Here is a 23,441-nt window from a genome sequence, read left to right on the forward strand (position 1 = left end):
TACAGGAACGGGGCGTTCCTGTATCCCTCATACCTTTTCCGGTATGGACGACACCAAGGACATCCGCCCGTTCCACATCGACATCCCGCAGACCGATCTGGACGACCTGCGCGACCGCCTCACCCGCACCCGCTGGCCCCGGCAGACCGGCGGGACCGGCTGGGAGCGCGGCGTCCCCGTCGACTACCTGAAGGACCTGGCGGCCTACTGGGCGAACGGCTTCGACTGGCGCGCGCAGGAGAAGACGCTCAACGAGTATCCCCAGTTCACGACCACGATCGACGGCCAGGACATCCACTTCCTGCACGTCCGCTCACCCGAACCGGACGCCCTGCCGCTGATCCTCAGCCACGGCTGGCCCGGCTCGTTCGCCGACTTCCTGGACGTGATCGGCCCGCTCACCGACCCCCGCGCCCACGGCGGCGACCCGGCCGACGCCTTCCACGTCGTGATCCCGTCGCTGCCCGGCTTCGGGTTCTCCAACCCGGTGCGCGAACCGGGCTGGGGCAATCTGTTCCGGGTGGCCGCCGCCTTCGGAGAACTGATGACCCGGCTCGGCTACGAGCGCTTCGCCGCGCAGGGCGGCGACATCGGCGGCGGCGTGACCACCCTGCTGCCCATGGCCGCCCCGGGCCGCGTCGTCGCCACCCACGTCAACGGCCCGTCGCCCTACCCCCTCGGCCCCGCCGTCGACCTCGACGGCCTGTCCGACGCCGACCGTGCCCGCGCCGAGCGTTTCAACGCCGCCCGCGAAGACGGCATGGGCTACCTGCACCTGCAGTCCACCCGCCCGCACACCCTGGCCTACGCGCTGAACGACTCACCGACCGGCCAGCTGGCGTGGATCGCCGAGAAGTTCCGCGAATGGACCGACCCCGCCGCCGACCTGCCTGAAGACGCGGTGGGCCGCGACCGGCTGCTCACCGACGTGAGCCTCTACTGGTTCACCGGCTCCGGCGCGTCCTCGGCCGAAATCCTGTACGAGGGCATGCGCGCCTACCGCGAGATGGCCTCCCACTCCGGCGACGACCAGTCCGCCTGGCCGTCCGCCCCGGCGCCGCCGCAGGGCGTCGCGGTGTTCGCCGCCGACCTGACGATCCGCGCCCTCACCGCCCCCGTCGACCACTGGTCGGAATTCGACCGGGGCGGCCACTTCCCGGCGATGGAGACACCCGACCTGCTCGTCGGCGACCTGCGCGAGTTCTTCCGCACCGCACGCTGACCCTGGCACTTGCCCGTGCTTATCTGTTCAGCATGACTCACCGATCATCAGCGGCGAAGACGCCGGCCCTCGTTCTGGGAACAGTCCCCCTTCTGTTCGCCAACTGGTTCGTCGTCGCCTCATTCCTGGGGCGCGACTGCTTTCTCCTGTACGAGGGTGGCAACATCACGGAATGCGGAGGCGGGCTGTCGGAGGAACAGATGGCCGCCGCCGCGGGACTTGTCGCAGTGGTGATGCTGGCCGTTCAGATAGGACTGGTCATCCTGGTACGCCGGCGCGCCCGTATCGCTTGAACGGGCACCGAGGATCAGTTCTGCGGTGCGGCGCTCCGGGGCTTCTCCGTCAGCGGCCACAGAGGGTTCTCCTCCTCGTCGAAGGAGTCGATATCGACGACCTGATCCTTGTCGACGATCCTCGCGTCAGACGCCTCTTCGGTCGGCTGGATGGTCGATCGAGTCGTCTTCTCCGGATCACCCCGACCGGCGACAAGGATTCCAGCCGCCGCAACCGAAGCGAATACCAAGACAGCCGTCAGCCCGCGACCGATCCTGGCCCGGGACGAGTTCTCCATCACCATCTGTCTCCTTCGGCACGCATGGACAAGGGTTTGCCCGTGCGGGCTCGGGTGGCCGGCCAGGCGGAGCCGTAACGGAAGAAAGAGCTTTTGACGAGCGAAGCTCCGGCACTTCGACATCTCGGGGCGTGGGCATAATCTTGCCCGATGTCAGATGATCTCGGCCATGTGATCGATCTCTGCGAGAGAGGAGCGTTTGCCGAAGCCTTCGCATTCGTGTGCGGTCTTGGCGCCGGACCTTTTCCCCTCCTGCTCGAAGCGCTGATCCACACGCGACAGGCCGATGCCGGGACCGCGCGCGAGCTGATCGATCGCGCCCTGACCTTAGGCGCGTCCCCGGATTCTGACTCCCTGATTCTCACCGCCATGATTTTCCGCGAGCTGGGCGACATCACTCAGGCCATCTCCTTCGGTCTGCGCGCCACCGAACTGAGCCCGCAGGACTGGCGCGCCCATGTGGCCCTGGCCCGCGCCATGGCAGCGGGGAGTTCGACGCGAGGACAGGAGCACGAGGCCGAACGCGCCGCACGCCGAGCCGTCGGGCTCGCCCCTGAGGAGGCATTCGCCCACCTGGCTCTGGGAGAGGCTCTACTGGCTCATGTGTCTTTCCGTGGACGCGTCCGCGAGGAGGCCGTCGCCGCCCTGAAACGCGCCGCGGAACTGGCGCCCGGCAATCCCGAAATCCAGAAGGCACTCGCCAAGGCCCTTCCGAGTGACGACTCCGCCCCTTGGCTGGGTTGCCTGGCGTTGGTCGCCCTGATCGCCTTCTTCGGGGCCGGTCACAGGCTCATCGAAATGGCGGGGAACGGCATCGCCGACCTGCTGGGAATCGAGCGGAACGGCGCGGACGACACACCCTCCGTTCCGGGAATCCTGATTCTCATCGCGATCTGCGTCGTGGCCGGGGTCGTCGTACGCGTCATCAGAATCAGACGGAGAGGCGACCGGCCGAGTGTGGCGATCGGCCGCAGAAGAGCACTGTCCCGCGACCTGCATTTCGCCGATGAGGAAAGCGTGCGCATCGCATCCGCCGCGGCGGCCGCCGTGGTCTGCATGGTGCCCTTCCTCGTCACCGGATTCCTGATCGCCAGTGGCCCAGACGACGCGCCCACGCCGATTCTGTCCCTGCTGGGCGTGGTCGCTCTGTCGGTTCTCGGCTGGTCGGCCGTGCGATGGTGGTTCGGGCCGGGCCAGGTGTGGCGAGCGTTGAGAGTCAGCCGACTGCTGACGGTCTGCCTGCTGGTCAGCTACATCCTCATGATCGGTACGGTCCTGTTGAGCTGGGCGGAGGTGTCCGACGAGGGGGTGTGGAACGCCCTGATGGTGCTGCACTTCGTGTGGTTCGCGGCCGGCCTCGTCCCCATGATCATCAAAGGACGTCTCAGACGCCGCCGAGCCGAAAGCGGCAATTAAATTTGTAGGAGTACACTTCTTAAGACTGTGCTCCTACAAAAAGAGGCCACGATGTCGCTGCCGCGACCTCCGGACATGTTCGATCGAAAGTGGGAGTGGGAGCAGCTCTCGCGGTTCGTCGGCAACGACTCGCAAGGTGCCACTCTCGGCGTGGTCTCCGGGCGACGTCGACAAGGGAAGACGTTCCTGCTGGAAGCTGTCTGTGAGGCGACCGGCGGCTTCTACTACGCCGCCACCGAGGCCGTGCCGAGAGCGGAGGCGCTGCGCCAACTCGGGGAGGCAGTCTCCGTCTTCTCCGGGACGCCGGGGCGGGTCACCTTCGCGGACTGGGAGGAGGCGATCGACAGCCTGCTCGCCTTGGGCGCTGATCGGACCATCCCCATCGTTCTCGATGAGTTCCCCTACTTCGTGCGCGACGCCAAGGACCTGCCATCGGTCATCCAGAAAGCGCTGTCGCCCCGCCGTGGGCAACGAGGGGCGTCCAGGTCACGTCTGCTGCTGTGCGGGTCGTCGATCTCCTTCATGGGCGGACTGCTCTCCGGCCAGGCACCGCTTCGTGGACGGGCGGGGCTGGAACTGGTCGTGCCCACCTTCGACTTCCGGCTGGCCGCCGACTTCTGGGGACTCGCGGCCGAGCCCCGCTTGGCGGCTCTGGTCTACTTCATCGTCGGCGGCACCCCCGCTTACCGCACGGAGTATCTGGCCGGCACCGCCCCGGCGAACCTGGCCGACTTCGACCGCTGGGTCGTCGAGTACGTCCTCAACCCGGCCAGTCCGCTGTTCCGCGAGGTGCGTTTCCTGCTCGCCGAGAACCCCGCGCTTCGCGACACCGGCCTCTATCACACCGTCCTGGCCGCGGTCGCCGAGGGCAACGCCACCCGCAGTGGCATCGCGGGCAGAATCGAGCGCAAGGCCGTCGACATCTCCCATCACCTGACCGTGCTGGAGGACGCCGGTCTCCTGGTGGCCGACCCTGACGCCTTCCGCCGGAACCGCTCGGAGTACCGGATCACGGAGCCTTTGGTCCGCTTCTATCACGCGATCATGCGCCCCTACTGGGCACAGCTGGAACGGGTCCGGCCGGGCCGTACCGAGCGGATCTGGCAGGCCTCGCAGCCCCGCTTCCGCAGCAATGTGGCAGGCCCGGTGTACGAGCGCATGTGCCGCGTGTGGTGTGAGGATTTCGCGTCCGAGGAGACCCTGGGCGACATGGCCGCGAGCGTGCAGTCGGGGGTCGTCCACGACACCGCCACCCGCACCGGCCACGAGGTGGACGTCGCGGTCCGCGCCCCCGACGGCGCACTGCTGGCCATCGGAGAGGCCAAGTGGGGGGATGTCGTGGGCCTCGGGCACCTGGAACGGCTGGAGAGGGTGGCGACCCTGCTCGCGGCCAGGGGCCAGGCGCCGGGTCGCCTGCTGCTGTTCAGCGGGACGGGGTTCATGCCGGCCTTGGAGCAGGAGGCGGCGCGCAGCGGTGGACGGGTGCAGCTGGTGGGACTGGACCGGCTGTACCGGGGTTCGTGATCGTGTTCGGGTGGCGCCAGCGGGTCGGGTGGCCGCGCAGGCGGAGCCGTAACGGAGAAGAGCTTTTATCCCAGGATGCCGGCCCATGAGATGACCGTTCTCAGCGGTGACGGTGCTGCATAAGTATCCGCACCTCGGCGGCTACCGCTGCTACCGCGAGGCTGAAGCGCGGATGGTCCTCCGTCACGACCCACTCCCGGCGAGCACCCAGTCCCCGGTGAGGGCGCCGTGTCCAAGATCCGGGGACAAAGATGGGGGCATGACGCACTACAGCAGGCTCTACAAGGTCGTGATCGATGTGCCCGAGGGCGATCACGACAAGGAACTGACGTTCTGGCAGGAGGCGACCGGTCAGACGCTGAACCCGTTCCAGCGGTACCCGGAGTACCACGGCGCCTCCTTACCCGGTGACGTCTTCGCCCTGCTCATCCAGAGACTCGGCACAGGCGCCGCGCGTGTCCATCTCGACATCCACACCGACGACCTGGAAGCGGAGATCGCGCGCCTGGAGGCCCTCGGCGCCCGCCCCCTGCGGCTGGTGAACGACCATTGGTGGGTCATGGAGGACCCCGCTGGACTGCCCTTCTGCGTCATCCCCCAGCCACCGGGCTCCCTGGACGACAACAACGCACAACGCTGGGACGACTGACACTGCCCGAACCCAGGACGGACATGTGAGTGCGTACGACGCCCACCGGACCGTCACGCCGCCCCGATTGGGACGGGACGACATCCACGACGCTGTGGGCGACTGCCCTGTGAGCAAAAGCCTTGGCCAGGAGGCCTGTCGGTGTGAACCCCGCGCGGTGTCGGTGAGCTGGGCGGGCCAGATGCCGGTGAGACGCCCGCGAAGTGCAACCCGGAGTCGCGCCGGTCAGAGCAGGTGGGATCCGCAGGGCGTGGATGCGGCTGTGCAGCCCGGCAAGGGTTTGAGCGCGGTGCCGCGTTGATCGGAGTCGATCGCAGGCGGGGGTTCGTCAAGATCTTCCCCGAGAGGTGCGGGCGCGTCGCGGGATGGACGCCCTTGAGCTGGGTGGGCCTCGCGTTGGCCCGTCGGTCTCGTAGAGATCGGGGCGTTCCCAGGCGTGAAGGGTGTGGTTGAAGCCGCCATTCAGGGGGGTCTGGGTCCCGCCTGGGCGAGGCGGTCTTCTCACGCGCCTGCGCGCCCCGCGACCCTGATTTGTCGGTACGTCCTGAGATCGTGCCCCGCATGTACCACGACCTGGCCAACTCACTCGATCACGTCACCCTGACCTACATCAGGGGCGTGCTCCCCGCCGACGTCGTCACCCGTTTCGGTGGGGACCTCGCCACCTTCGCCCCCATGTCCGTGGAGGAGGTCGCATGGACCTGCTCCTATGGCAGTGAGGGTGTGATGGCCGCTGTCGCCTGCCTAGGCGAGTGGACGTTGATCGTCGACAACAACATGGTCGGTTTCCAGGAAGGGCTGGCCGAGTCGCTGTCGGCGGGCACCCGGGTCGTCGCCCACTACCTGCAGGACATCACCGGGATCTCTTACTTCCACTGGGTCGAAGACGGGCGGACCGAGGTCGGCTTCTACGGCGAGGACGGCTTCGTCATCGACGAACAGATGGTCATGCGCGACCGGATACCGGCGACGTTTGCCCCGATCCTGGCCCGCTCCGACGCCCGATTCCCGGGCATGCCCGGAATCAACGTCGGCCCGGTCTTCATGTGGGCCGAAGACCTCACCGGCATCACCATGACTCCCCGGCTCCTCGAAGAGCTGGCCTTCGTCGGCGGCCCGATCTCACCCGTCCGTCCCGAATAGCTGGTCGTACACGACATGTGTGAGGAAGTCCCAATATGCATGCGGATGATGTCGCCCGGGGCCGGCAGGTTTCTGCACCGTCGCAGGTTGAGGATCTCCAACTGACCCTCGCAAGGAGCGCAGCGACGAGAGGGCCGCAAAGCGGACCAGGGGAGCGCGAGGGAACGAAGTCCCTTCGCGTCGGGGGTCTGGGGTCGCCCCCAGAATGACAAAAGCCCCGCGGAAGCGCCGAAACGCCGAGGAGGGCTCGCCCGGAAGTGGGTGACGGGAATCGAACCCGCGCTGTCAGTTCGGGAGACAACGACTGATCTTGCCTGGCTGAGCTGCGGTCGTCGCCCTCGCCAACCGAGCCAAGGTCGACCCTGCGGACGTTGACGCACGCGCCCAAGACGGCCTACAAGACATTGTCTGCTTCACCGAGCGGAATATCGGACGAGACCCCCGATGAACGCCGCGGAGCCAACTCTGTCGGCATTCGACATGTCGCCCTGCTCATTGACCCGCCGTGGGTGGCCGGAGGGAGGTCGGTTGGCCGGCCAGGCGAAGCCCGTAACAGAAAGAGCTCGAACCTGTGGGAATCATCCGAGTGGAGACAGGCAAGACCATCTTGATCGTGGGAAGTCTCTAACGCGTCTGGTCACTGAACTGGGGAGACGCCGACCGGTGGGGAGCGCTTCGGCTGCCCGTGATTCCCCGTGAATTCCCTTGCTCCCTCCGCTGACGGGCACGCGGCAAAGGCGGCTCAGTGACTGGCCGGAGGCGGATCGTTCCGCAGTTTGCTGTACATCCAGCCGTCGCGCCACTGACCGGCACGGAACTCCACCGCGCGTAGGACGCCCTCCAGTGTGAAGCCGGCCTTCTCCAGCGACTTCTGTTCTGCGATGTTCTCCGGGTGGGTGGCCGCCTGGATGCGCTCGACGGGAGTGTGAGTGAACAGGTAGTCGCACAGCATCGCCTGAGCACGCCAGCCGATGCCACGCCCGCGCCAGTCCGGCAGCAGGGCGATCCCTATCTCCCAGTATCGCGAGACCCCGAACCCTCGGGCCGACCAGCTCATGATGCCTGCGGCCGTGCCGTCGACCTCGGCAATGACCCTGCTGTCGTCTTCGCCCAGGTAACCGTCGGTAGCGTAGCGCCGTGCCGGGGCCTGCGCATCGCGGAACCCCGCCCAGTCCAGGCCGATCAATCCCGGCTCCGTGGCGAAACGCTGGAACATGGTGAGATCGTCCTCTGTCACGGGCCGCATTCGTACCTCATGCGCGCTCATCGCGCCCCTCCAATGCGGTGCGTTCGTCCGCCAAGATCGTGTCACTGGCCCGGACCCTACCCGCCGAATTTCGGGGCGCGGGACATTGCGGCCGGGGCCGCGCCCTTCGGCGCGGCGTTCCGCACGGGTGCCCCTTGGTCGAACGTCATGGCGATGATTCGTCCCACGTTGGATCCAAGATGAACTGATCTGGCACGCGTGTGAGAAACAGCCCTAACAAAGATCAAGGCCCAGGTCGGGAATCTTCCTCTGACCTGGGCCTTCGTCGTAAGAGCGGGTGACGGGAATCGAACCCGCGCTGTCAGCTTGGGAATCGCATGGATCATGCGATGTAGGCATGGTGACCGGCGGCTGGGGGCGGTCGTAGGTGACCGTGGCTGACCCCTCATTACCCCGGTTAATGGCACGCTAATGGCACGACGATCACAGCCTTGAGCGGAGCATTCCGTGCCGTCGGACCTCTAACCTATGGTGTGCCATCACGACGTTATCCCTGATGATCATGGGGCTGGGGATGCCCTCGGCGCCGCTCGATGTAGCGGCTGTCTTTCCTGAGCTCTCAGGCGAAACCAGGACTCCCGTGCGGCGTCCAGCTGTGACTCCACCTCTGGCTCCAGATCTGTGCAGGCCTGTAGCGCGCCACCTGATGGTCGCGGCATGGCCGGAGCGCGTTGGTGGCCAACCAGGCGAAGCCGTACTGAAAATGGATCTGACGAGCGGAGCGATAGCAGCCCGAGCAAAGCGAGGCTTTGCTCGGGAGCGCGGGGTGCGGAGCCCATCGCCCGGAGCGAAGTGACGACGGGACGCGAAGCGGTCACGGTCCAGGACATCCACCCCGTGTCGCGCCCTGTACTCAACCTCTGCGGTCAGTACCAACTAGTCGATCACACCCACTGGGATGGCTGCTCGGCTTTCACCGCGCGATGCACAGTTCGGCGAGGCGTTCCAGAGTGCTCGCCATCTGCGTCTGCCACCATGCGCGCCCCCTGTCCACTTCCGCACGTTTGTCCTCCGGCATGCGAGAGCCGTCGAAGATCTCGGTCACGGCCGTCGCCCCAGCCCCGTCAGGTCGCAGGTCGAAGATCCACCGGTGACCCCATGCGGTCCCGGGCTCGGTGGCGTCCGGGTGCCCTCGACCGGGCCTCGGTTCCCAGCCGATGCGGCGGTCCCGCTCGAACTCGACGACGTGGTTGTTCATTTCGTAGTCGCCATAGCGCTCGTAGTGCATCCGCATCACGAAGACGTCCCCGACGCCCGAGACCGCGGCGTCGCGGACGCAGCCTCGCAGCATCCCTGATCCGTCGAGGTCCAGGTGCCGTTGGGGGTCGGTCAGGATCCGGAAGATGTCCCCCGCCGGGACCTTGATGCGCCGGGACACCGCCACCACGGCCTCGCCTGTCGTGCTCGTCATCCGCGCGCCTCCGTCAATCGCAGAGCATGAGCCTGACTCCGGGCTGAACGCTACACCGGGGGTATGACAGCGCCTGAACACATGCGAGAGCCTCCATCAGACCCGGACCGCTTCACTGTGAGTCACCATGGGTGACCTTGCTTCCTCGGCCTTTCTGGCACGCATCTGGCACGGAAGGGCGGTCATCAGCGATGCCGCGTGGACGCGAAGCCTCCCAGTTCGCCCTCGGTAAGCGATTACTCACAGGCCTTGGAGGATTGAAGGTAGGATAAAGAGTATGAGTGAGCCTACCGGCAAGTATTCGATCACTATGCCACGCGACATTGCGGAGGCCGCCAGGTCACGAAGCGGACCTTCTGGACTGTCCGCCTACGTCGCGGCCGCCGTTGCCCGCCAGATCGAGCGTGACAACCTCAGCGAACTCATCCACGTCGCCGAAGCCGAGCACGGCCCCATCTCCGACGATGAGATCCAGTCCCTGCGCGAGCAACTCCACCAGGCCCGACATGAACAGCCTCATGGCTCGGCGGGTGCCGCATGACCCGTTCTCCAGCCACCCCTGGCGGCACCCTGGTTCTCGACAGCGAGGGACTGGCCAAGGCGGTCCTGCGCGATCGTGCCGTCACGGCATGGCTCGCCCTCGCCCGCGCCGACGACCTCCGCGTGATCACCTCCGCCGCCACCCTCGTCGAAGTGGTCCACCCCCGCGTCAACCGGCCGGCCCTGGAGTGGATACTCTCGCGCCTTGTCGTGGAACCGGTCACCGAACTGATCGCCCGCCACTCCGCCAGCCTTCTGTCTGACGCGGGCCTGCATGGGCACAAGTACGCCATCGATGCCATGCTTTGCGCCACTGCTCTCGCAGCCCCTGGCCCCGTGACGGTTCTCACTTCCGACCCTGACGACTTGGCCGCTCTGTGTGGCGGACGAGTCATCGTCATGAAGGTCTGAAAGGTCCGCGACGAGCGTGGCCGGGAACAACCTCCTGCGAGCGACCCGCATCGTTCAGGGGAGCTGTGGCGCTGGTGGGGCTTGTGATCGCGTGCCTTGCGACCCAGCGGGATTACACCTGAATCACTCTTCTGACGAGCACGGGAAGTCCCTTGAGTTGCCCGGTCAGTTGAGCTGCGCCCGATTGGGCCATTCGCCACCGCCGCTCGTCGGGTCTCCGCGAGGTGCGAGCTGATCCGGCAGGATTCCCCGGAATACGACCTGCTGTAGTGATCGGGTGGCCGAAGTTGGTCGGGTGGCGGGCCAGGCGGAGCCGTAACAGAAGGAAGGCTTGAACGAGCGGAGCGAGAGCGCTCCGAGCGGAGCGAGGCCTGCCGGGGAGCGCGAGGGGCGGAGCACCCTCGCAAGGAGCGAAGCGACCCGGAGCGATAGCGACGTCGGACGCGAGAGCGGCCAGGGGGAGCGCGAGGGGGCGAATAGCCTCTTCGCGGCGGGGTCTGGGGGTCGCCCCCAGAAAACAAAAGAGCCCCGTGCAGGCGCCAAAAGCGCCAAGCAGGGCTCGCCGAGAGCGGGTGACGGGATCGAACCCGCGCTGTCAGCTTGGGAACCAACTGCTGAAGGCTGTTATCTAAGCTGGGTGCATCCAGTCCAGCTCAGGTGAAGACGGTTGACCGTGACAACCCGTGAGAGCCTTTGAGTGACCCGGCGTTCCGGCACGGGGATCATCGATGGCCTCAACGCAGGGGGAGCGCTCGCACACGGATGCCGTTCGGCGAGAAAGCCGCGACCGCTCCCGACTCGAGATGCTCCTGGAGAACCTCGAGGTTGGCCAGAATGATGTTGACGAGTTCTGGTGGCCGGAGTCCGATCAGCTCTCGTACGAGGATGCCAGATGGTTCGGCAGCGCGACTGTAGGCCAGCAGTGCCCCGAAGTCAGTGTCCGCAGACACGATCACCCTTCCGCCATATACAGCCAGCTCCATGATCGTCGCGTCTGGAGCACTCGTCGCGTGGAGATCGCGTACGTGTACCGCATCGTGACCGGCCTTGCTCAACAACTCGGCGACTCGGGGCGAAAGATTCTCGTCGATCAGGAAGTTCACGCCGGTTCGCGGAGACTGTAGAAGTGGACGTTCGTGGAGGCTGCCGCGTATTCGAGCGCCTGCCTGATGTCCTCAAGCTCCAGGTCGGGGTAATCGGAGAGGATCTCGTCGAAAGTCCATCCTCCGGCGACCAGCCTCACCAGCGTCTCGACAGACATGCGCAGGCTACGGATGGTCGGCTTACCTTCAAGCCTCCCAGGCTCCACGGTGATCCGATCGAAGTTCATAGTCTCAGCCTCCTCCTCTGATGATGCCAGCCCGGTCGCGGAGGAACGGCCCGGACTGATGACGCCAACCAAATCCTTCGGCCCACCGGAGTCCACGAGCCTCGGGTCTCCTGACGGGTGGCAGGAGACGGTTGAGCGGCCGGCCAGGCGAAGCCGCAACGGAAAAATGTATTAACGAGCGAAGCGAGCGGCAGCCCGAGCGAAGCGAGGCCTTGCCAGGGAGCGCGAGGGGCGGAGCGCCCTCGCAAGGAGCGAAGCGACCCGGAGCGACAGCGACGCCGGGGACGCGATAGCGGACCAGGGGGAGCGTGAGGGGGCGAAAGCCCCCTGACAGCGGGGGTCTGGGGGTCGCCCCCCAGAATGACAAAAGCCCCGCGAAGGCGCCAAAGCGCCGAGCAGGGCTCGCCGAGAGCGGGTGACGGGAATCGAACCCGCGCTGTCAGCTTGGGAAGCTGATGTTCTGCCATTGAACTACACCCGCAAGGTGCGCCACCCACTCTACATGATCCCCACCAAGCCCACACCAGACTTCCCACTACCCTGTGGTCCGTGCTGCTTTCAGATCGCGACATCAGGGCCGAGGTAGACAAGGGCAGAGTCCGTCTCACCCCTTACGACCCCGACATGATCCAACCGTCCAGCGTCGACGTGCGGCTGGACCGGATGTTCAGAGTCTTCGAGAACCACCGCTACCCCCACATCGACCCGTCGATCGAGCAGCCCGACCTGACGCGACTCGTGGAGCCGGAGGAGGACGAACCGTTCATCCTCCACCCGGGTGAGTTCGTCCTCGCGAGCACCTATGAGGTCATCTCGCTCCCCGACGACATCGCCAGCCGCCTGGAGGGCAAGTCGAGCCTGGGAAGGCTCGGCCTGCTCACCCACTCCACGGCCGGTTTCATCGACCCCGGTTTCGACGGTCACGTCACGCTTGAGCTCAGCAATGTCGCCACGCTGCCCATCAAGCTCTGGCCGGGGATGAAGATCGGTCAGCTGTGTCTGTTCCGGCTGAGCAGCCCGGCCGAGCACCCTTACGGCACGGCGAAGTACGGTTCGAGGTACCAGGGGCAGCGGGGGCCCACTCCGTCGCGGTCGTTCCTCAACTTCCACCGGACCAAGATCTAAAACGAGCAAAGAACCTTATGTGTCAGGGGAAGCCCATTGGGCAACCATTAAGTGACATCTACCTTAAGTTCACGTTCTCCCTGGTTGCCTCTACTCTTCTCTGCGGACAGTCCCCGCACATCTGGAGATCCACGTGCGTCTGCGTCTCACGCCCCGTGAGGACAGTTACTACGACTTGTTCGCCGACTCGGCGAACAACCTCGTCACAGCGTCACGGCTGCTGGTCGAGATCATCAGTGACGGTTCCGACCGTGAGGCTCTCGCTGAGAAGATGCGCGCGTGTGAGCACGCGGGCGACGAGCGAACTCACGCCATCCTCAACCGGCTGAACGAGAGCTTCATCACACCGTTCGACCGGGAAGACATCTACAAGCTCGCCTCGAACCTCGATGACGTCATGGACTTCATGGAGGCGGCGGCCGATCTGATCGTGCTCTACCAGATCGACCATCTGCCCAAGGAGGTCGTGCGGCAGGTCGAGGTGCTGGAACGCGCCGCCGAGCTGACCGCCGAGGCGATGCCGAGGCTGCGCTCGCTGAGCAACCTGAACGAATACTGGATCGAGATCAACCGGCTCGAGAACCAGGCCGACCAGGTCTACCGGCGGCTGCTGGCCAAGCTGTTCTCCGGTGAGTACGACGCACTGACCGTGCTCAAGATGAAAGAGGTCATCGACCAGCTCGAGTCTGCGGCCGACGCGTTCGAGCACGTCGCGAACACGGTCGAGTCGATTGCGGTCAAGGAAAGTTAAGTGGAGCTTGCGCTCGTCATCAGTGTGGTCGTCATCGCACTGGTCTTCGACTACACGAATGGGTTCCACGACGCCGCAAACGCGATCGCGACCTCGGTCTCGACGCGGGCGCTGACTCCCAGGGCCGCGCTGCTGATGGCGGCCGTCATGAACTTCATCGGCGCCCACCTGGGCGAACAGGTCGCCAAGACGGTCGGCAGCGGCATCATCGAGCCGCCTGAAGGCACCCACGGCCTGGTCATCGTGGGGGCGGGGCTCGTCGGGGCGATCACGTGGAACCTGATCACGTGGTACTTCGGGCTGCCCTCCTCCTCCTCGCACGCGCTCATCGGCGGGCTCGTGGGGGCGGCGCTGGCGGCCAGCGTGACCGTCCACTGGGACGGCGTGCTGGAGAAGGTGGTCATCCCGATGATCGTCTCGCCGCTCGTGGGGTTCAGCCTCGCGGGTGGCATCATGATCGCGATTCTGTGGATCTTCCGCAAATCGAACCCGCACACGACGGGCCGGGGTTTCCGGTACGCCCAGACGGTGTCCGCCGCGGCCATGGCCCTGGGCCACGGTCTCCAGGACGCCCAGAAGACGATGGGCGTGATCTTCCTCGCGCTGGTCGTCGGGGGATACGCCAGTCCCGGTGAGGACATCCCGCAGTGGGTCATCCTGGCCGCCGCCGCGGCGATCTCGCTGGGCACCTACGCGGGTGGCTGGCGCATCATGCGGACCCTCGGCCGGCGCATCATCGCCCTCAACCCGCCTCAGGGCTTCGCGGCCGAGAGCGCGGCGGCGACGGTGCTGTATGTGGCGGCCATCGGCTTCCAGGCCCCGATCTCCACGACCCACACGATCACCAGCGCGATCATGGGCGTAGGCGCGACCAAGCGCCTGTCGGCCGTGCGGTGGGGCGTGGCCGGGAACATCGTCACCGCCTGGGTGCTCACCATCCCGGCGGCCGGCCTCGTGGCGGCGATCACCTACTGGATCGCCCACGCGATCATCGAATAACCCGTACAGACAAGGACAGGCGCGCGATCACCCGATCACGCGCCTGTTTCTTTTTCTCCGTTACGGCTCCGCCTGCCCCGGCGCCGCCCGCCGCCCCGCCGCGGCCCCGGCGCCCGGCGCCAGGCCCGCGCTCCGGGCGGGCCGCCGTCACGGGTCAGCGAGACGGCGCGTACATGACGTCGACGTCCCAGCGGTTGAAGCCCAGGCCCTCGTAGAGCCGGATGGCCGCGCCGTTCTCCTCGTCCACGTAGAGCATCACCTGCGACAGCCCCAGGCTCCGCAGGTGCGCGAGGCCCGTCAGGGTCAGCGCCTTGCCCAGGCCCGAGCCCTGCTCCGAGGGGTCGACGCCCACCACGTAGACCTCGCCGATGTGTTCGTGGCCGTGGCCGCCGTCGCCGTGGACCTTCGTCCAGTGGTAGCCGGCCATCGTGCCGTCGCGGAAGGCGAGGAAGAAGCCGGCGGGGTCGAACCAGGGCTCGCTCTCGCGCTGCCTCACGTCGTCGAGGGTCCAGGAGCCCTGCTCGGGGTGGTGGGCGAAGGCGCGGGCGTTGAGGGCGACCCACTCCTTCTCGTCGCGGCCGGTCTCGAAGGTGGTGATCCGCACGCCCTCGGGCACCCGCGCGGCGGGGAAGGGCGCGTTCAGGCTGCGCCGCATCTGCCACAGCGAGCGCACCCGCTGGAACCCCGCCGAGGCCGCCATCCGGCCCGCTCCGGGGTGGTCGCCGTGGGCCCACAGCCGCAGCCGGCCGCCGGTCTCCAGGACGACCGCGTCGAGCAGCATCCGGCCCAGGCCGCGCTGCCGGAACTCGGGGTGGACGACCAGTTCGCCGGACGGTCCCTCGACCTGGTCGGTCGGATCCACATGGGCAAAACCTGACAAAACACCCGAATGGTACAGAAGTGCGCTCTTGGCGCCGGGGTCGCCGCCGTACCGCAGATGGAGCATGACGTGCTCGTTCAGCGGGCGGACGCCGTCCGCGTCGGTGGCGGCCTGGACGAGGCGCTGGACCTCGGCAACCGTGGCTTCGTCGAGCCGTTCCCTGATCTCCACGTGCGCGTTCATGGATCGCACTCTACGGACCCCCGACTGGCAAATCCCGCCAGGTGTCGCCACGGGGAATCGTTACCTTTGAGCCATAACCCGGCCAGGTGGTCACTCTAGGCTCAATGAACATGACCCCTGCTTCCCTCAGAAGACTCGCCGTGGCCGCCGTCGCCTCGGCGGGTGCGATAGCTCTCGCGATCGGCCCCGCGGGGGCGAGCGCGTCCGGCAAGGCCAAGAACGACGAGCTGGTCCCGATCCGGATCCTCTCGATCAACGACCTCCACGGCAACCTGGAGCCCCCGACGGGGTCCAGCGGCCGGATCGCCGACGAGTCCGGCACCATCATCGACGGCGTCGGCGGCGCGGCCTACCTGGCCACCTACGTCAAGCAGCAGCGCAACCGCGACACCGTCCTCGTCGCCGCCGGTGACCTGATCGGCGCCTCGCCGCTGCTGTCGGCGGCCTTCCACGACGAGCCCACGGTCGCGTTCCTCGACTCGCTCGAACTGGCCACCTCCAGCGCCGGCAACCACGAGTTCGACGAGGGCATCACCGAGCTCAAGCGCGTCATGGACGGCAAGTGCCACCCGGTCGACGGGTGTTCGCCCGCCGGCAAGTGGAAGGGCACCGACTTCGAGTTCATCGCGGCCAACGTGATCGACACGAAGAAGAACAAGCCGGCCCTCTCGCCCTACTACGTGGAACGCATCAACGGCGAGAAGGTCGCGTTCATCGGCCTGGTCACCAAGACCACCCCGACGATCGTGACCGCCTCCGGCATCGCCGGCCTCGACTTCACCGACGAGGTCGCCGCCGCCAACGAGACCTCCGCCTACCTCCGCGACGTCAAGGGCATCAAGGCCCAGGTCGTGCTGGTCCACGAGGGCGACCAGGTCACCCCGAACCAGAGCCCCGACGCCTGCCCGATCGTCAAGGGCGCCGGCTCGCGCATCGCCGAGGGCATCGACCCCGAGATCGACCTCGTCATCAGCGGCCACTCCCACCAGGCCTACATCTGCAAGGCCACCGACCCGGCGGGCCAGCAGCGCGTCTACACGCAGGGCTCCTCGTTCGGCCGCGTGCTGACCCAGATCGACTTCAACATCGACAAGGAGACCGGCGACATCGTCCGGTCGTCGGTCGTCGCCGACAACACCGTCGTGCGCCGCACCGTCACCCCCGACCCGGCCACCGTGACGTTCATCAACGACTGGAAGGCCCGCGTCGCCACCGTCGCCAACAAGAAGGTCGGCGACATCACCGCCGACATCACCAACGTCGCCGGGCCCTCGGGCGAGTCGCCGCTGGGCAACCTGATCGCCGACTCGCAGCTCGAGTCCGCCAAGACCGGCGGCAACGCGCAGATCGCCCTGATGAACCCGGGCGGCATCCGCACCACCCTCACCTACGCCAGCTCGCCCGTCGGCGAGGGTCCCGGCGTGACCACGTACGGCGAGATCTTCGCGGTCCAGCCGTTCAACAACCTCGTACAGGTCGTCACGCTGACCGGCGCCGAGCTCAAGCTGGTGCTGGAGCAGCAGTGGGTGGGCGGCCCGAACAACCAGGCCTTCACCAAGATCCTGCAGCCGTCGTCGAACTTCACCTACTCCTACAGCAACAGCGCGCCGTGGGGTTCGAAGGTGTCCGACATCAAGATCGACGGCGTCCCGGTGACCCCGACCCAGTCGATCCGCGTCGCGGCCAACAACTTCCTCGTCGGCGGCGGTGACGCCTTCGCGGCCTTCACCCAGGGCGACGACCTGTGGAGCGGCCCGCTCGACATCGACGCGTTCGAGGCCTACCTGACCGCCAACTCCCCGGTGGCGCCCCCGGTCGCCAACCACATCACCGTTCTGCCCTAGCTCTCAGGGCAAGAGGAAGCCCCCGGTCAACGGCGACCGGGGGCTTTTCCCATGTTCGGAGAGGCCTAGCGGCGGGCGGACTCCAGTTCCTGGGCCATCTCGTTGCCGCGGTCGGGCACGAAGCGGTAGCCGACGTTGCGGACCGTGCCGATCAGCGCCTCGTACTCGGCGCCCAGCTTGGCGCGCAGGCGCCGCACGTGGACGTCGACCGTGCGGGTGCCGCCGAAGTAGTCGTAGCCCCAGACCTCCTGGAGGAGCTGGGCCCGGGTGAACACCCGGCCGGGGTGCTGGGCCAGGTATTTGAGCAGCTCGAACTCCTTGAACGTGAGGTCGAGCGCGCGGCCCCGCAGGCGGGCCGTGTAGGTCGCCTCGTCGATCGCCAGATCGCCGCTGCGGATCTCGTCGGGAACCTCCTCGGCGGCGGCCAGCGACAGCTTGCCGATCGCCATGCGCAGGCGCGCCTCGACCTCGGCCGGGCCGGCGGAGTCGAGGATCACATCGTCCGCACCCCACTCGGCGGTCATCGCCGCGAGGCCGCCCTCGGTCACGATGACCATGAGCGGGCAGTCGATTCCGGTGGTGCGCAGCAGCCGGCACAGGCTCTTGGCCTGGACGAGCTCGCGGCGCGCGTCGACCATGATGGCGTCGGCGGGTGGCGCGTCGAGCAGCGCGGTCCCCTCGGCGGGGGCGACCCGGACCGAGTGGAGCAGCAGCCCGAGCGCCGGCAGGACCTCGGCGGACGGTTCCAGGGCATTGGTGAGCAGCAGAAGATTACTCATGGGGCCTCCTCGCCAAACGGGCGGGCGCGCCGGGAGAGCACCGCGCTGTGCACGTTCACAGGCTCGCCTCCTTCACTCCGCGTCAACGGCAGGGCCGTAGAAACACGTAAGGACCCGGGGGCTACGTCGCCCAGGTCCCGTTGCTCGTAGATTAGCCCACAGCAACTTTGCGTCCAATGTGCGTCCACCGTGTGAACAGCACTTCACGTGGAGAATCACCGTATCCAAACGCTCACTGTGAGTGTGCGGAAATGAGGCTGGAGAGGCGTATGGCTACGGGAACAGTGCGCTTTTGGGCCGCGGCGAAGGAAGCGGCGGGGGTCGCCGAGGAAACATTCGACGCGGAAACGCTTGGCGAGCTTGTTACCAAAATCACAAGGAACGAGGCGCTGGCCAGGGTGCTGCCGCGCTGCTCGTTCCTGGTCGACGGAAATCCGGCCGGCACCCGCGACCCCCACACCGTGGAGCTGCCCGAAGGCGCCACGGTTGAGGTTTTGCCGCCCTTTGCCGGCGGATAGGCTGATCCGAAACCCCCCGGCCAACGGAGGATGCGGTGCGCAAGTTGGTGGTGGCGCTGCTCGTGCTCGTCGTGCTGGCCGTGGTTCTCGACCGCGTGGCCGTCGCCGGCGTGCAGCGGGAGATCGCCAAGCAGGTCCAGGCGAGCGCCGATCTGAACGTCCCCCCGACGGTGCAGGTCAAGGGCGTGCCCTTCCTGACCCAGGCGATCGGCGGGCGCTACGAGGAGATCGCCATCGACATCGGCGACATCGAGCGCGAGGGCATCCGGCTCAGCGACGTCCAGGCGACCCTCTACGGCGTCGAGGCCCCGCTGCTCGACCTGGTCCAGAACGCCACCGGCACGACCATCACCGCCGAGCGCGTCTCCGGCACGGTCACCATCGACGAGGACACCCTCAACGCGCGGGCCCCGCGCGGCATCAAGATCGAGGGCGGCGGCGGCAACGGCACCGTCCGGGTCTCCGGTGAGGTGACCGCTCTGGGCAACAAGGTGCCGGTGACCGCCGACATGAAGGTCGAGGTCAAAGACGGTGTGCTGCGGCTCACCCCGGCCAAGGTGACGATCGCGGGCGGGTTCACCGTGCCCAACGCCGAGCGCCTGATCACGTTCACCGTGCCGGTGAAGGGCCTGCCGCTCGATCTGAAGATCACCGAGGTCCGGTCGGCCCCCGGCGGCGGCCTGGCCATCGACGCGACGGCGACCGATGTCCCTCTTTCGCGGTGAACCGAAGCGCCGCCGGGTGCGTTCTGAGGGTGTGAGCGCAGCCGGGACGGCCGACGAGGAGCTCGTGAGGGCCCTTTTCGACGACCATGCCGGGCCGCTCTACGGTTACGTACTGCGATTGACCGGTGACCCGGGGAGGGCGGAGGACATCGTGCAGGAGACCATCCTCCGGGCCTGGAAGAACCCGATCGCCGACCGCCCGGTCCGGGCGTGGCTGTTCACCGTGGCCCGCAACCTGGTCGTCGACCAGGCCAGGGCCCGCAAGTCCCGCCCGCAGGAGACCGGCGACGAGGCGCTGGCGATCCTCCCGGCGGACGACGAGCTCGACAAGGCCGTCGAGTCGTGGGCCATCGCCGACGCGCTGGCCTCGCTCCGGCCCGACCACCGTGAGGTCCTGCTGGCCGTCTACTACGGCGGCCAGTCGGTCAAGGAGGCCTCCGAGTCGCTCGGCATCCCGCCGGGCACCGTCAAGTCGCGCACCTACTACGCGCTGCGCGCGCTCAAACTGGCGCTGGAGGAGCGGGGGCTCGCGCCGTGAACCACGACGACGTCAAGATCTCTCTGGGTGTGTACGTTCTGGGCGCCCTCGACGCCCGCGAGACCGCCATGGTCGAGGCCCACCTCGACACCTGCGACGAGTGCCAGGCCGAACTGGCCGAGCTGTCCGGCCTGCCGCCGATGCTGGGCCGCGTCTCGGCCGCCGACGTCGAACACGCCGCCGCGCCGCCCCGGGCGGTGCTCGACCGGCTGCTGGCCGACTCGGCCCGGCGCAACCGCCGCCTCAGGATCACCCGCACCATGCTCGGCCTGGCCGCCACCGTCGCCATCGTGACCTGGGGCGGGGTGAGCCTGCTCAACAGCGCCACCCCGGAGACGGCGTCCTCCACCGTCGCGGGCGCCGCCCCGGCCGCGACCTCCGCCGAACAGGCCCCGCGCCTTGAGTACGGCGAGGCCGACAGCCCGGCGGCGGCGCGGGACACCCAGAGCGACGCGGCGGGCTCCGGCCCGGCCGAGATCAACATGGCCCCCTCCGACGAGCCGCCGGCCGCCCCCACGAAGTCGGCCCGGGCCAGCAGGGCTCCCGCGGCCGAGCCGAGCCCGCCGCCGGGCGAGGAGAGCCAGGCCGGCGACGCGCCGGTCGCCAAGATGGCCGCCGAGCCGGTCACGGTCGAGGGCAGCCGCGGCGACGTCACGCTCCACCTGGTCTTGACCGCACGCGAGGGCGGCACCGAGGTGAACGCGACCATGACCGGTGTGCCCGTCGACACCAAGGTCGAGCTGTTCGCGGTCGCCCGCCGGGGCGAGCGCACGTCGGTGGCGAGCTGGGAGGTCAAGGGCGGCGACACGTTCGGCGGCTCGACGAGCCTGCCGGTCGCCGACATCGCCCGGTTCGAGCTGCTGTCGGCCAACCGGACCCCGCTCATCACGATCCCCGTCGGCTGAGCCGGGAATCACCCGGCGGTCCCGGTGGTTGCGCCTCTCGATGACCGGTTTCGTCGTGCTCGCCGTGACGCTCGCGGCGGGGACCCTCGGGGGGTTCCTGCTGAGGGCGCGCGCGGGCGCGTTCCGCGGGAGAGACGGCGCGATGGATCTTGGTGAGCCGCTGGGCGAGCGGGCCACGCTCGTCCAGTTCTCGACGGCGTTCTGCCAGCCGTGCCGGGCGACCCGGCGGGTGCTCGCGGAGGTGGCCGGGATGGTGCCGGGCGTCCGCCACGTCGAGATCGACGCGGAATCGAGACTTGATCTCGTACGCGCCCATGACGTCATGAGAACGCCCACGGTTTTCGTCCTGGACAAAGACGGAACAATCGTTAAAAAGGCATCTGGCCAGCCCAGGAAGGCCGACGTCATCGCGGCCCTCGCTCTCGCCGTGGACAGCCGGTCTCAGCAATCGGACGGCATGTGACAGATGGCGAGACGAAAGGTACTGTCGTGCTCATGACTCCCACGACAGAGAAGCTCACGAAGCGGCGGGCGGTTGACTTCTGCCGCGTCGCGACGGCGCTCTGTCGCATGGCCTGAGGGTGATTCCCGCGGCATTCACCGCCGCAGTCACGAAACCCATCAGGAGCATCCGACGATGCAAGTCGATCCCCGAGGCCCTCGCTTCGGCGCGGCCGTCACCACTCTGGTTCTCGCGACAGTCCTCGCCACCGGCGCCACCTGGTTGCTGGCGCTCCAGGCGATCGTCTTCGCGTTCGGCGCCTTCGGCCACCCGCCCTACGGACTCTTCTTCAAGAGGTTCGTGCGGCCCCGGCTCGGACCGCCGCAGGAACTGGAGGACTCCCGGCCGCCCCGGTTCGCGCAGGGCGTGGGCATCCTCTTCGCCGTCGTCGGCCTGATCGGTTTCTCCCTCGGAATCATTCCTCTGGCCCTGGGTGCGACAGCAGCGGCACTGCTGGCCGCCTTCCTCAACGCCGCCTTTGGCTTCTGCCTGGGCTGCGACATGTATCTGCTCATCCGCCGTCTACAACCTGGGAGAAATTACTCATGAGCCGCTCCGCTGCCCTGGTGGACGCCGACTGGGTCGAGGCCAACCTCGACACGCCCGGCGTCGTCCTCGTCGAGGTCGACGAGGACACCAGTGCCTACGACAAGGGCCACATCCGCGGCGCCGTCAAGGTCGACTGGAAGACGGACCTGCAGGACCCGGTCCGTCGTGACTTCGTCGACAAGGCCGGCTTCGAGGCGCTGCTCTCGTCGCGCGGCATCGGCAACGACGACACCGTGGTCCTCTACGGTGGCAACAACAACTGGTTCGCCGCCTACGCCTACTGGTACTTCAAGCTCTACGGCCACAGCAACGTCAAGCTGCTCGACGGCGGCCGCAAGAAGTGGGAGCTCGACTCCCGCGAGCTGGTGAAGGACGTCCCCTCCCGCGAGGCCACCACCTACACCGCCCAGGACCAGGACTCCTCGATCCGCGCGTTCCGCGACGACGTCGTGGCCGCGATCGGCAAGCTCAACCTGGTCGACGTCCGTTCGCCCGACGAGTTCACCGGCAAGCTGCTGGCCCCCGCCCACCTGCCCCAGGAGGCGGCGCAGCGCGGTGGCCACGTCCCGACCGCGCGGAACATCCCGTGGTCGAAGGCCGCGAACGACGACGGCACCTTCCGTTCCGACGACGAGCTCAAGACCCTCTACGGCGAGGCGGGGGTCGATTTCGGCAAGGACACCATCGCCTACTGCCGCATCGGGGAACGCTCCGCCCACACCTGGTTCGTGCTGCACGAGCTGCTCGGCCAGGCCAACGTCAAGAACTACGACGGTTCGTGGACCGAATACGGCTCGCTCGTGGGCGTGCCCGTGGAACTGGGAGAGGCCCGATGACCACCATTCAGGGGTGCGCCGCACCCGAGCAGACCGCTGCCCTGCCGACCGGAATCGACCTGTCCACCCAGGCCGTGATCCAGGGCGTCGTGACCGGCGCCGGCACCGCCTACGCCCGTCTCCTCGACCACTCCGGTGAGTTCACCGGCGAGGTCGTCGTCTCCGACGAGGGCATCTTCCGCTTCTTCGCCGCCCCCGGCTCGTGGACCGTCCGCATCATCGCGGGCGGCGGCCGGACCAAGGACGTCGCGGTCGAGGCCAAGCTGGGCGAGGTCGCCCAGCTCGCCGTCGCCGTCTGACAACCACCGCTGAAGGGTCCCTTCTCCCGAAGGGGCCCTTCAGTGCTGTCCGGCCAGTTGTTCCAGCACGTCGATGAGCGCGTTGTGCTCGCCGGCGACCTTGAAGAAGTCGCGGTCGACGGTCTCCACCACCCCGGCGGCGCGCTCGGCCAGCCGGCGGCCCTCGTCGGTGATCACGAGCACCTTCTTGCGCATGTCGGCGGGGTCGTCCTCGCGGCCGAGCAGGCCCTTGACCTCCAGCACCCTGACCACCTGGCTGGTCATCATCACGTCGATGGTGGCGTGTTCGGCCAGTTCGCGCTGGCTGGGGCGGACGCCCTGACTGTCGAACCACCACAGGTCCACGAGGAGGGCGAACTGCACGTGGGTCAGGCCCATCGTCTTGAGGGCCGTGGTGATCTCCCGCTGCCATCGAAGGGTCGCCCGCCACAGCAGGAAACCCGGGCTCCGGCCGGGGCCGGCGTCCCGTTCCGCACTCACTGTCTGAATCCCCGATCTACGACTTCAGGGAGTGTCCCACCTCG

General features: G+C 67.5%; 29 protein-coding genes and 2 tRNA genes. 21 read left to right on the plus strand and 10 right to left on the minus strand.

The features are described from left to right. The first annotated feature begins 43 nt into the window (after window positions 1-43). Window positions 44-1,222: an epoxide hydrolase family protein gene (locus AW270_RS15925; RefSeq protein WP_061295117.1), complete on the plus strand. Its 1,179-nt coding sequence runs from the start codon at window positions 44-46 to the stop codon at window positions 1,220-1,222. 32 nt (window positions 1,223-1,254) lie between these two features. Further along, on the plus strand, window positions 1,255-1,515 hold the full coding sequence (locus AW270_RS15930) for a hypothetical protein (RefSeq protein WP_061295118.1): 261 nt from the start codon (window positions 1,255-1,257) through the stop codon (window positions 1,513-1,515). 14 nt (window positions 1,516-1,529) lie between these two features. Here AW270_RS15930 and AW270_RS15935 read toward each other — a convergent pair whose 3' ends face one another. After that, entirely contained in the window at window positions 1,530-1,799 is a 270-nt protein-coding gene (locus AW270_RS15935; protein ID WP_061295119.1) for a hypothetical protein, read from the minus strand. A gap of 144 nt (window positions 1,800-1,943) precedes the next feature. Here AW270_RS15935 and AW270_RS15940 point away from each other — a divergent pair, with 144 nt between their 5' ends. The 4 genes from AW270_RS15940 (at window position 1,944) to AW270_RS15955 (ending at window position 6,525) form a co-directional block, all read left to right on the plus strand. Further along, a complete protein-coding gene (locus AW270_RS15940; protein ID WP_157522062.1) occupies window positions 1,944-3,209 on the plus strand; it encodes a tetratricopeptide repeat protein in 1,266 nt (421 codons plus the stop codon). 75 nt (window positions 3,210-3,284) lie between these two features. Next, on the plus strand, window positions 3,285-4,733 hold the full coding sequence (locus tag AW270_RS15945) for an AAA family ATPase (protein WP_245674726.1): 1,449 nt from the start codon (window positions 3,285-3,287) through the stop codon (window positions 4,731-4,733). Window positions 4,734-4,992: 259 nt separating this feature from the next. Continuing rightward, the gene (locus AW270_RS15950) at window positions 4,993-5,382 is read left to right on the plus strand and encodes a VOC family protein (protein ID WP_061295121.1); all 390 of its coding nucleotides are present in this window, start codon (window positions 4,993-4,995) and stop codon (window positions 5,380-5,382) included. 561 nt (window positions 5,383-5,943) lie between these two features. Then, on the plus strand, window positions 5,944-6,525 hold the full coding sequence (locus tag AW270_RS15955) for a DUF6461 domain-containing protein (protein ID WP_061295122.1): 582 nt from the start codon (window positions 5,944-5,946) through the stop codon (window positions 6,523-6,525). Between the two features lie 263 nt (window positions 6,526-6,788). Here AW270_RS15955 and AW270_RS38775 read toward each other — a convergent pair. The 3 genes from AW270_RS38775 to AW270_RS15965 form a co-directional block, all read right to left on the minus strand. Next, window positions 6,789-6,850, minus strand: a tRNA-Gly gene (locus AW270_RS38775). A 417-nt stretch (window positions 6,851-7,267) separates the two neighbouring features. Further along, window positions 7,268-7,792, minus strand: a complete 525-nt coding sequence (locus AW270_RS15960) for a GNAT family N-acetyltransferase (RefSeq protein WP_061295123.1) — start codon at window positions 7,790-7,792, stop codon at window positions 7,268-7,270. 913 nt (window positions 7,793-8,705) lie between these two features. Further along, window positions 8,706-9,203, minus strand: coding sequence for an SRPBCC family protein (locus tag AW270_RS15965; protein ID WP_061295124.1), 498 nt, complete (start codon window positions 9,201-9,203; stop codon window positions 8,706-8,708). 277 nt (window positions 9,204-9,480) lie between these two features. Between AW270_RS15965 and AW270_RS37745 the strand changes: the two genes are divergently transcribed. Both AW270_RS37745 and AW270_RS39550 read left to right on the plus strand, forming a co-directional pair. Next, a complete protein-coding gene (locus AW270_RS37745; RefSeq protein WP_082801584.1) occupies window positions 9,481-9,744 on the plus strand; it encodes a CopG family transcriptional regulator in 264 nt (87 codons plus the stop codon). Further along, entirely contained in the window at window positions 9,741-10,154 is a 414-nt protein-coding gene (locus AW270_RS39550) for a PIN domain-containing protein (protein ID WP_061295126.1), read from the plus strand. Before AW270_RS37745 ends, AW270_RS39550 begins: the two co-directional genes overlap by 4 nt. A gap of 734 nt (window positions 10,155-10,888) precedes the next feature. Here AW270_RS39550 and AW270_RS38785 read toward each other — a convergent pair. From AW270_RS38785 to AW270_RS15990, 3 genes are all read right to left on the minus strand, one after another. Next, window positions 10,889-11,257, minus strand: a complete 369-nt coding sequence (locus AW270_RS38785; RefSeq protein WP_157522068.1) for a DUF5615 family PIN-like protein — start codon at window positions 11,255-11,257, stop codon at window positions 10,889-10,891. Continuing rightward, window positions 11,254-11,484: a DUF433 domain-containing protein gene (locus AW270_RS15985; RefSeq protein ID WP_061295304.1), complete on the minus strand. Its 231-nt coding sequence runs from the start codon at window positions 11,482-11,484 to the stop codon at window positions 11,254-11,256. The genes AW270_RS38785 and AW270_RS15985 overlap by 4 nt, the downstream gene beginning before the upstream one ends. A 410-nt stretch (window positions 11,485-11,894) precedes the next feature. Beyond that, window positions 11,895-11,965, minus strand: a tRNA-Gly gene (locus AW270_RS15990). Window positions 11,966-12,033: 68 nt separating this feature from the next. Between AW270_RS15990 and dcd the strand changes: the two genes are divergently transcribed. From dcd to AW270_RS16005, 3 genes are all read left to right on the plus strand, one after another. Further along, window positions 12,034-12,609, plus strand: a complete 576-nt coding sequence (gene dcd, locus AW270_RS15995; protein WP_061295128.1) for a dCTP deaminase — start codon at window positions 12,034-12,036, stop codon at window positions 12,607-12,609. A 133-nt stretch (window positions 12,610-12,742) separates the two neighbouring features. Then, window positions 12,743-13,360: a DUF47 domain-containing protein gene (locus tag AW270_RS16000; protein ID WP_061295129.1), complete on the plus strand. Its 618-nt coding sequence runs from the start codon at window positions 12,743-12,745 to the stop codon at window positions 13,358-13,360. Then, complete coding sequence (locus tag AW270_RS16005) at window positions 13,361-14,359, plus strand: inorganic phosphate transporter (RefSeq protein WP_061295130.1); 999 nt, start codon at window positions 13,361-13,363, stop codon at window positions 14,357-14,359. A gap of 154 nt (window positions 14,360-14,513) precedes the next feature. Here AW270_RS16005 and mshD read toward each other — a convergent pair whose 3' ends face one another. Further along, window positions 14,514-15,422, minus strand: coding sequence for a mycothiol synthase (gene mshD, locus AW270_RS16010; RefSeq protein WP_061295131.1), 909 nt, complete (start codon window positions 15,420-15,422; stop codon window positions 14,514-14,516). Window positions 15,423-15,532: 110 nt separating this feature from the next. On the opposite strand from mshD, the gene AW270_RS16015 reads away from it, so the two are divergent. Beyond that, entirely contained in the window at window positions 15,533-17,266 is a 1,734-nt protein-coding gene (locus AW270_RS16015; RefSeq protein ID WP_061295305.1) for a bifunctional metallophosphatase/5'-nucleotidase, read from the plus strand. Window positions 17,267-17,331: 65 nt separating this feature from the next. Here AW270_RS16015 and AW270_RS16020 read toward each other — a convergent pair whose 3' ends face one another. Then, the gene (locus tag AW270_RS16020) at window positions 17,332-18,045 is read right to left on the minus strand and encodes a winged helix-turn-helix transcriptional regulator (protein ID WP_061295132.1); all 714 of its coding nucleotides are present in this window, start codon (window positions 18,043-18,045) and stop codon (window positions 17,332-17,334) included. Between the two features lie 269 nt (window positions 18,046-18,314). On the opposite strand from AW270_RS16020, the gene AW270_RS16025 reads away from it, so the two are divergent. The 9 genes from AW270_RS16025 to AW270_RS16060 all read left to right on the plus strand — a co-directional run bounded on the left by AW270_RS16025 (window position 18,315) and on the right by AW270_RS16060 (window position 22,917). Continuing rightward, the gene (locus AW270_RS16025; RefSeq protein WP_061295133.1) at window positions 18,315-18,563 is read left to right on the plus strand and encodes a MoaD/ThiS family protein; all 249 of its coding nucleotides are present in this window, start codon (window positions 18,315-18,317) and stop codon (window positions 18,561-18,563) included. A gap of 35 nt (window positions 18,564-18,598) precedes the next feature. Then, window positions 18,599-19,288: an LmeA family phospholipid-binding protein gene (locus tag AW270_RS16030; protein ID WP_061295134.1), complete on the plus strand. Its 690-nt coding sequence runs from the start codon at window positions 18,599-18,601 to the stop codon at window positions 19,286-19,288. 31 nt (window positions 19,289-19,319) lie between these two features. Beyond that, window positions 19,320-19,826 (plus strand): sigma-70 family RNA polymerase sigma factor, encoded by a 507-nt coding sequence (locus tag AW270_RS16035; RefSeq protein WP_030451624.1) that lies wholly within the window; start codon window positions 19,320-19,322, stop codon window positions 19,824-19,826. Further along, window positions 19,823-20,731 carry an anti-sigma factor family protein gene (locus AW270_RS38790; protein WP_061295135.1) on the plus strand — a complete coding sequence of 303 codons (909 nt, stop codon included), beginning with the start codon at window positions 19,823-19,825 and terminating at the stop codon, window positions 20,729-20,731. Before AW270_RS16035 ends, AW270_RS38790 begins: the two co-directional genes overlap by 4 nt. 142 nt (window positions 20,732-20,873) lie before the next feature. Beyond that, window positions 20,874-21,194 (plus strand): thioredoxin family protein, encoded by a 321-nt coding sequence (locus AW270_RS16045; protein WP_245674732.1) that lies wholly within the window; start codon window positions 20,874-20,876, stop codon window positions 21,192-21,194. A 32-nt stretch (window positions 21,195-21,226) separates the two neighbouring features. Continuing rightward, window positions 21,227-21,310: a putative leader peptide gene (locus AW270_RS42135; protein WP_369408764.1), complete on the plus strand. Its 84-nt coding sequence runs from the start codon at window positions 21,227-21,229 to the stop codon at window positions 21,308-21,310. A 58-nt stretch (window positions 21,311-21,368) separates the two neighbouring features. Beyond that, window positions 21,369-21,782, plus strand: coding sequence for a DUF4395 domain-containing protein (locus tag AW270_RS16050; protein ID WP_061295137.1), 414 nt, complete (start codon window positions 21,369-21,371; stop codon window positions 21,780-21,782). Next, the gene (locus AW270_RS16055; RefSeq protein ID WP_061295138.1) at window positions 21,779-22,618 is read left to right on the plus strand and encodes a sulfurtransferase; all 840 of its coding nucleotides are present in this window, start codon (window positions 21,779-21,781) and stop codon (window positions 22,616-22,618) included. The genes AW270_RS16050 and AW270_RS16055 overlap by 4 nt, the downstream gene beginning before the upstream one ends. After that, complete coding sequence (locus AW270_RS16060) at window positions 22,615-22,917, plus strand: DUF1416 domain-containing protein (protein ID WP_061295139.1); 303 nt, start codon at window positions 22,615-22,617, stop codon at window positions 22,915-22,917. The genes AW270_RS16055 and AW270_RS16060 overlap by 4 nt, the downstream gene beginning before the upstream one ends. 39 nt (window positions 22,918-22,956) lie before the next feature. Here AW270_RS16060 and AW270_RS16065 read toward each other — a convergent pair whose 3' ends face one another. After that, window positions 22,957-23,397 carry a MarR family winged helix-turn-helix transcriptional regulator gene (locus AW270_RS16065; RefSeq protein WP_061295140.1) on the minus strand — a complete coding sequence of 147 codons (441 nt, stop codon included), beginning with the start codon at window positions 23,395-23,397 and terminating at the stop codon, window positions 22,957-22,959. Window positions 23,398-23,441 lie beyond the last annotated feature (44 nt).

It is taken from the genome of Herbidospora cretacea, from assembly GCF_001570605.1.
Taxonomy (GTDB): Bacteria; Actinomycetota; Actinomycetes; order Streptosporangiales; family Streptosporangiaceae; genus Herbidospora; species Herbidospora cretacea.

Bases quoted from the DNA above. Each gene is read 5' to 3' on its own strand.
- AW270_RS15925 (WP_061295117.1), top strand. From the start codon at position 44: ATGGACGACACCAAGGACATCCGCCCGTTCCACATCGACATCCCGCAG.
- AW270_RS15930 (WP_061295118.1), top strand. From the start codon at position 1,255: ATGACTCACCGATCATCAGCGGCGAAGACGCCGGCCCTCGTTCTGGGA.
- AW270_RS15935 (WP_061295119.1), bottom strand. From the start codon at position 1,799: ATGGTGATGGAGAACTCGTCCCGGGCCAGGATCGGTCGCGGGCTGACG.
- AW270_RS15940 (WP_157522062.1), top strand. From the start codon at position 1,944: ATGTCAGATGATCTCGGCCATGTGATCGATCTCTGCGAGAGAGGAGCG.
- AW270_RS15945 (WP_245674726.1), top strand. From the start codon at position 3,285: ATGTTCGATCGAAAGTGGGAGTGGGAGCAGCTCTCGCGGTTCGTCGGC.
- AW270_RS15950 (WP_061295121.1), top strand. From the start codon at position 4,993: ATGACGCACTACAGCAGGCTCTACAAGGTCGTGATCGATGTGCCCGAG.
- AW270_RS15955 (WP_061295122.1), top strand. From the start codon at position 5,944: ATGTACCACGACCTGGCCAACTCACTCGATCACGTCACCCTGACCTAC.
- AW270_RS15960 (WP_061295123.1), bottom strand. From the start codon at position 7,792: ATGAGCGCGCATGAGGTACGAATGCGGCCCGTGACAGAGGACGATCTC.
- AW270_RS15965 (WP_061295124.1), bottom strand. From the start codon at position 9,203: ATGACGAGCACGACAGGCGAGGCCGTGGTGGCGGTGTCCCGGCGCATC.
- AW270_RS37745 (WP_082801584.1), top strand. From the start codon at position 9,481: ATGAGTGAGCCTACCGGCAAGTATTCGATCACTATGCCACGCGACATT.
- AW270_RS39550 (WP_061295126.1), top strand. From the start codon at position 9,741: ATGACCCGTTCTCCAGCCACCCCTGGCGGCACCCTGGTTCTCGACAGC.
- AW270_RS15985 (WP_061295304.1), bottom strand. From the start codon at position 11,484: ATGAACTTCGATCGGATCACCGTGGAGCCTGGGAGGCTTGAAGGTAAG.
- mshD (WP_061295131.1), bottom strand. From the start codon at position 15,422: ATGAACGCGCACGTGGAGATCAGGGAACGGCTCGACGAAGCCACGGTT.
- AW270_RS16015 (WP_061295305.1), top strand. From the start codon at position 15,533: ATGACCCCTGCTTCCCTCAGAAGACTCGCCGTGGCCGCCGTCGCCTCG.
- AW270_RS16020 (WP_061295132.1), bottom strand. From the start codon at position 18,045: ATGAGTAATCTTCTGCTGCTCACCAATGCCCTGGAACCGTCCGCCGAG.
- AW270_RS16025 (WP_061295133.1), top strand. From the start codon at position 18,315: ATGGCTACGGGAACAGTGCGCTTTTGGGCCGCGGCGAAGGAAGCGGCG.
- AW270_RS16045 (WP_245674732.1), top strand. From the start codon at position 20,874: ATGGATCTTGGTGAGCCGCTGGGCGAGCGGGCCACGCTCGTCCAGTTC.
- AW270_RS42135 (WP_369408764.1), top strand. From the start codon at position 21,227: ATGACTCCCACGACAGAGAAGCTCACGAAGCGGCGGGCGGTTGACTTC.
- AW270_RS16050 (WP_061295137.1), top strand. From the start codon at position 21,369: ATGCAAGTCGATCCCCGAGGCCCTCGCTTCGGCGCGGCCGTCACCACT.
- AW270_RS16055 (WP_061295138.1), top strand. From the start codon at position 21,779: ATGAGCCGCTCCGCTGCCCTGGTGGACGCCGACTGGGTCGAGGCCAAC.
- AW270_RS16060 (WP_061295139.1), top strand. From the start codon at position 22,615: ATGACCACCATTCAGGGGTGCGCCGCACCCGAGCAGACCGCTGCCCTG.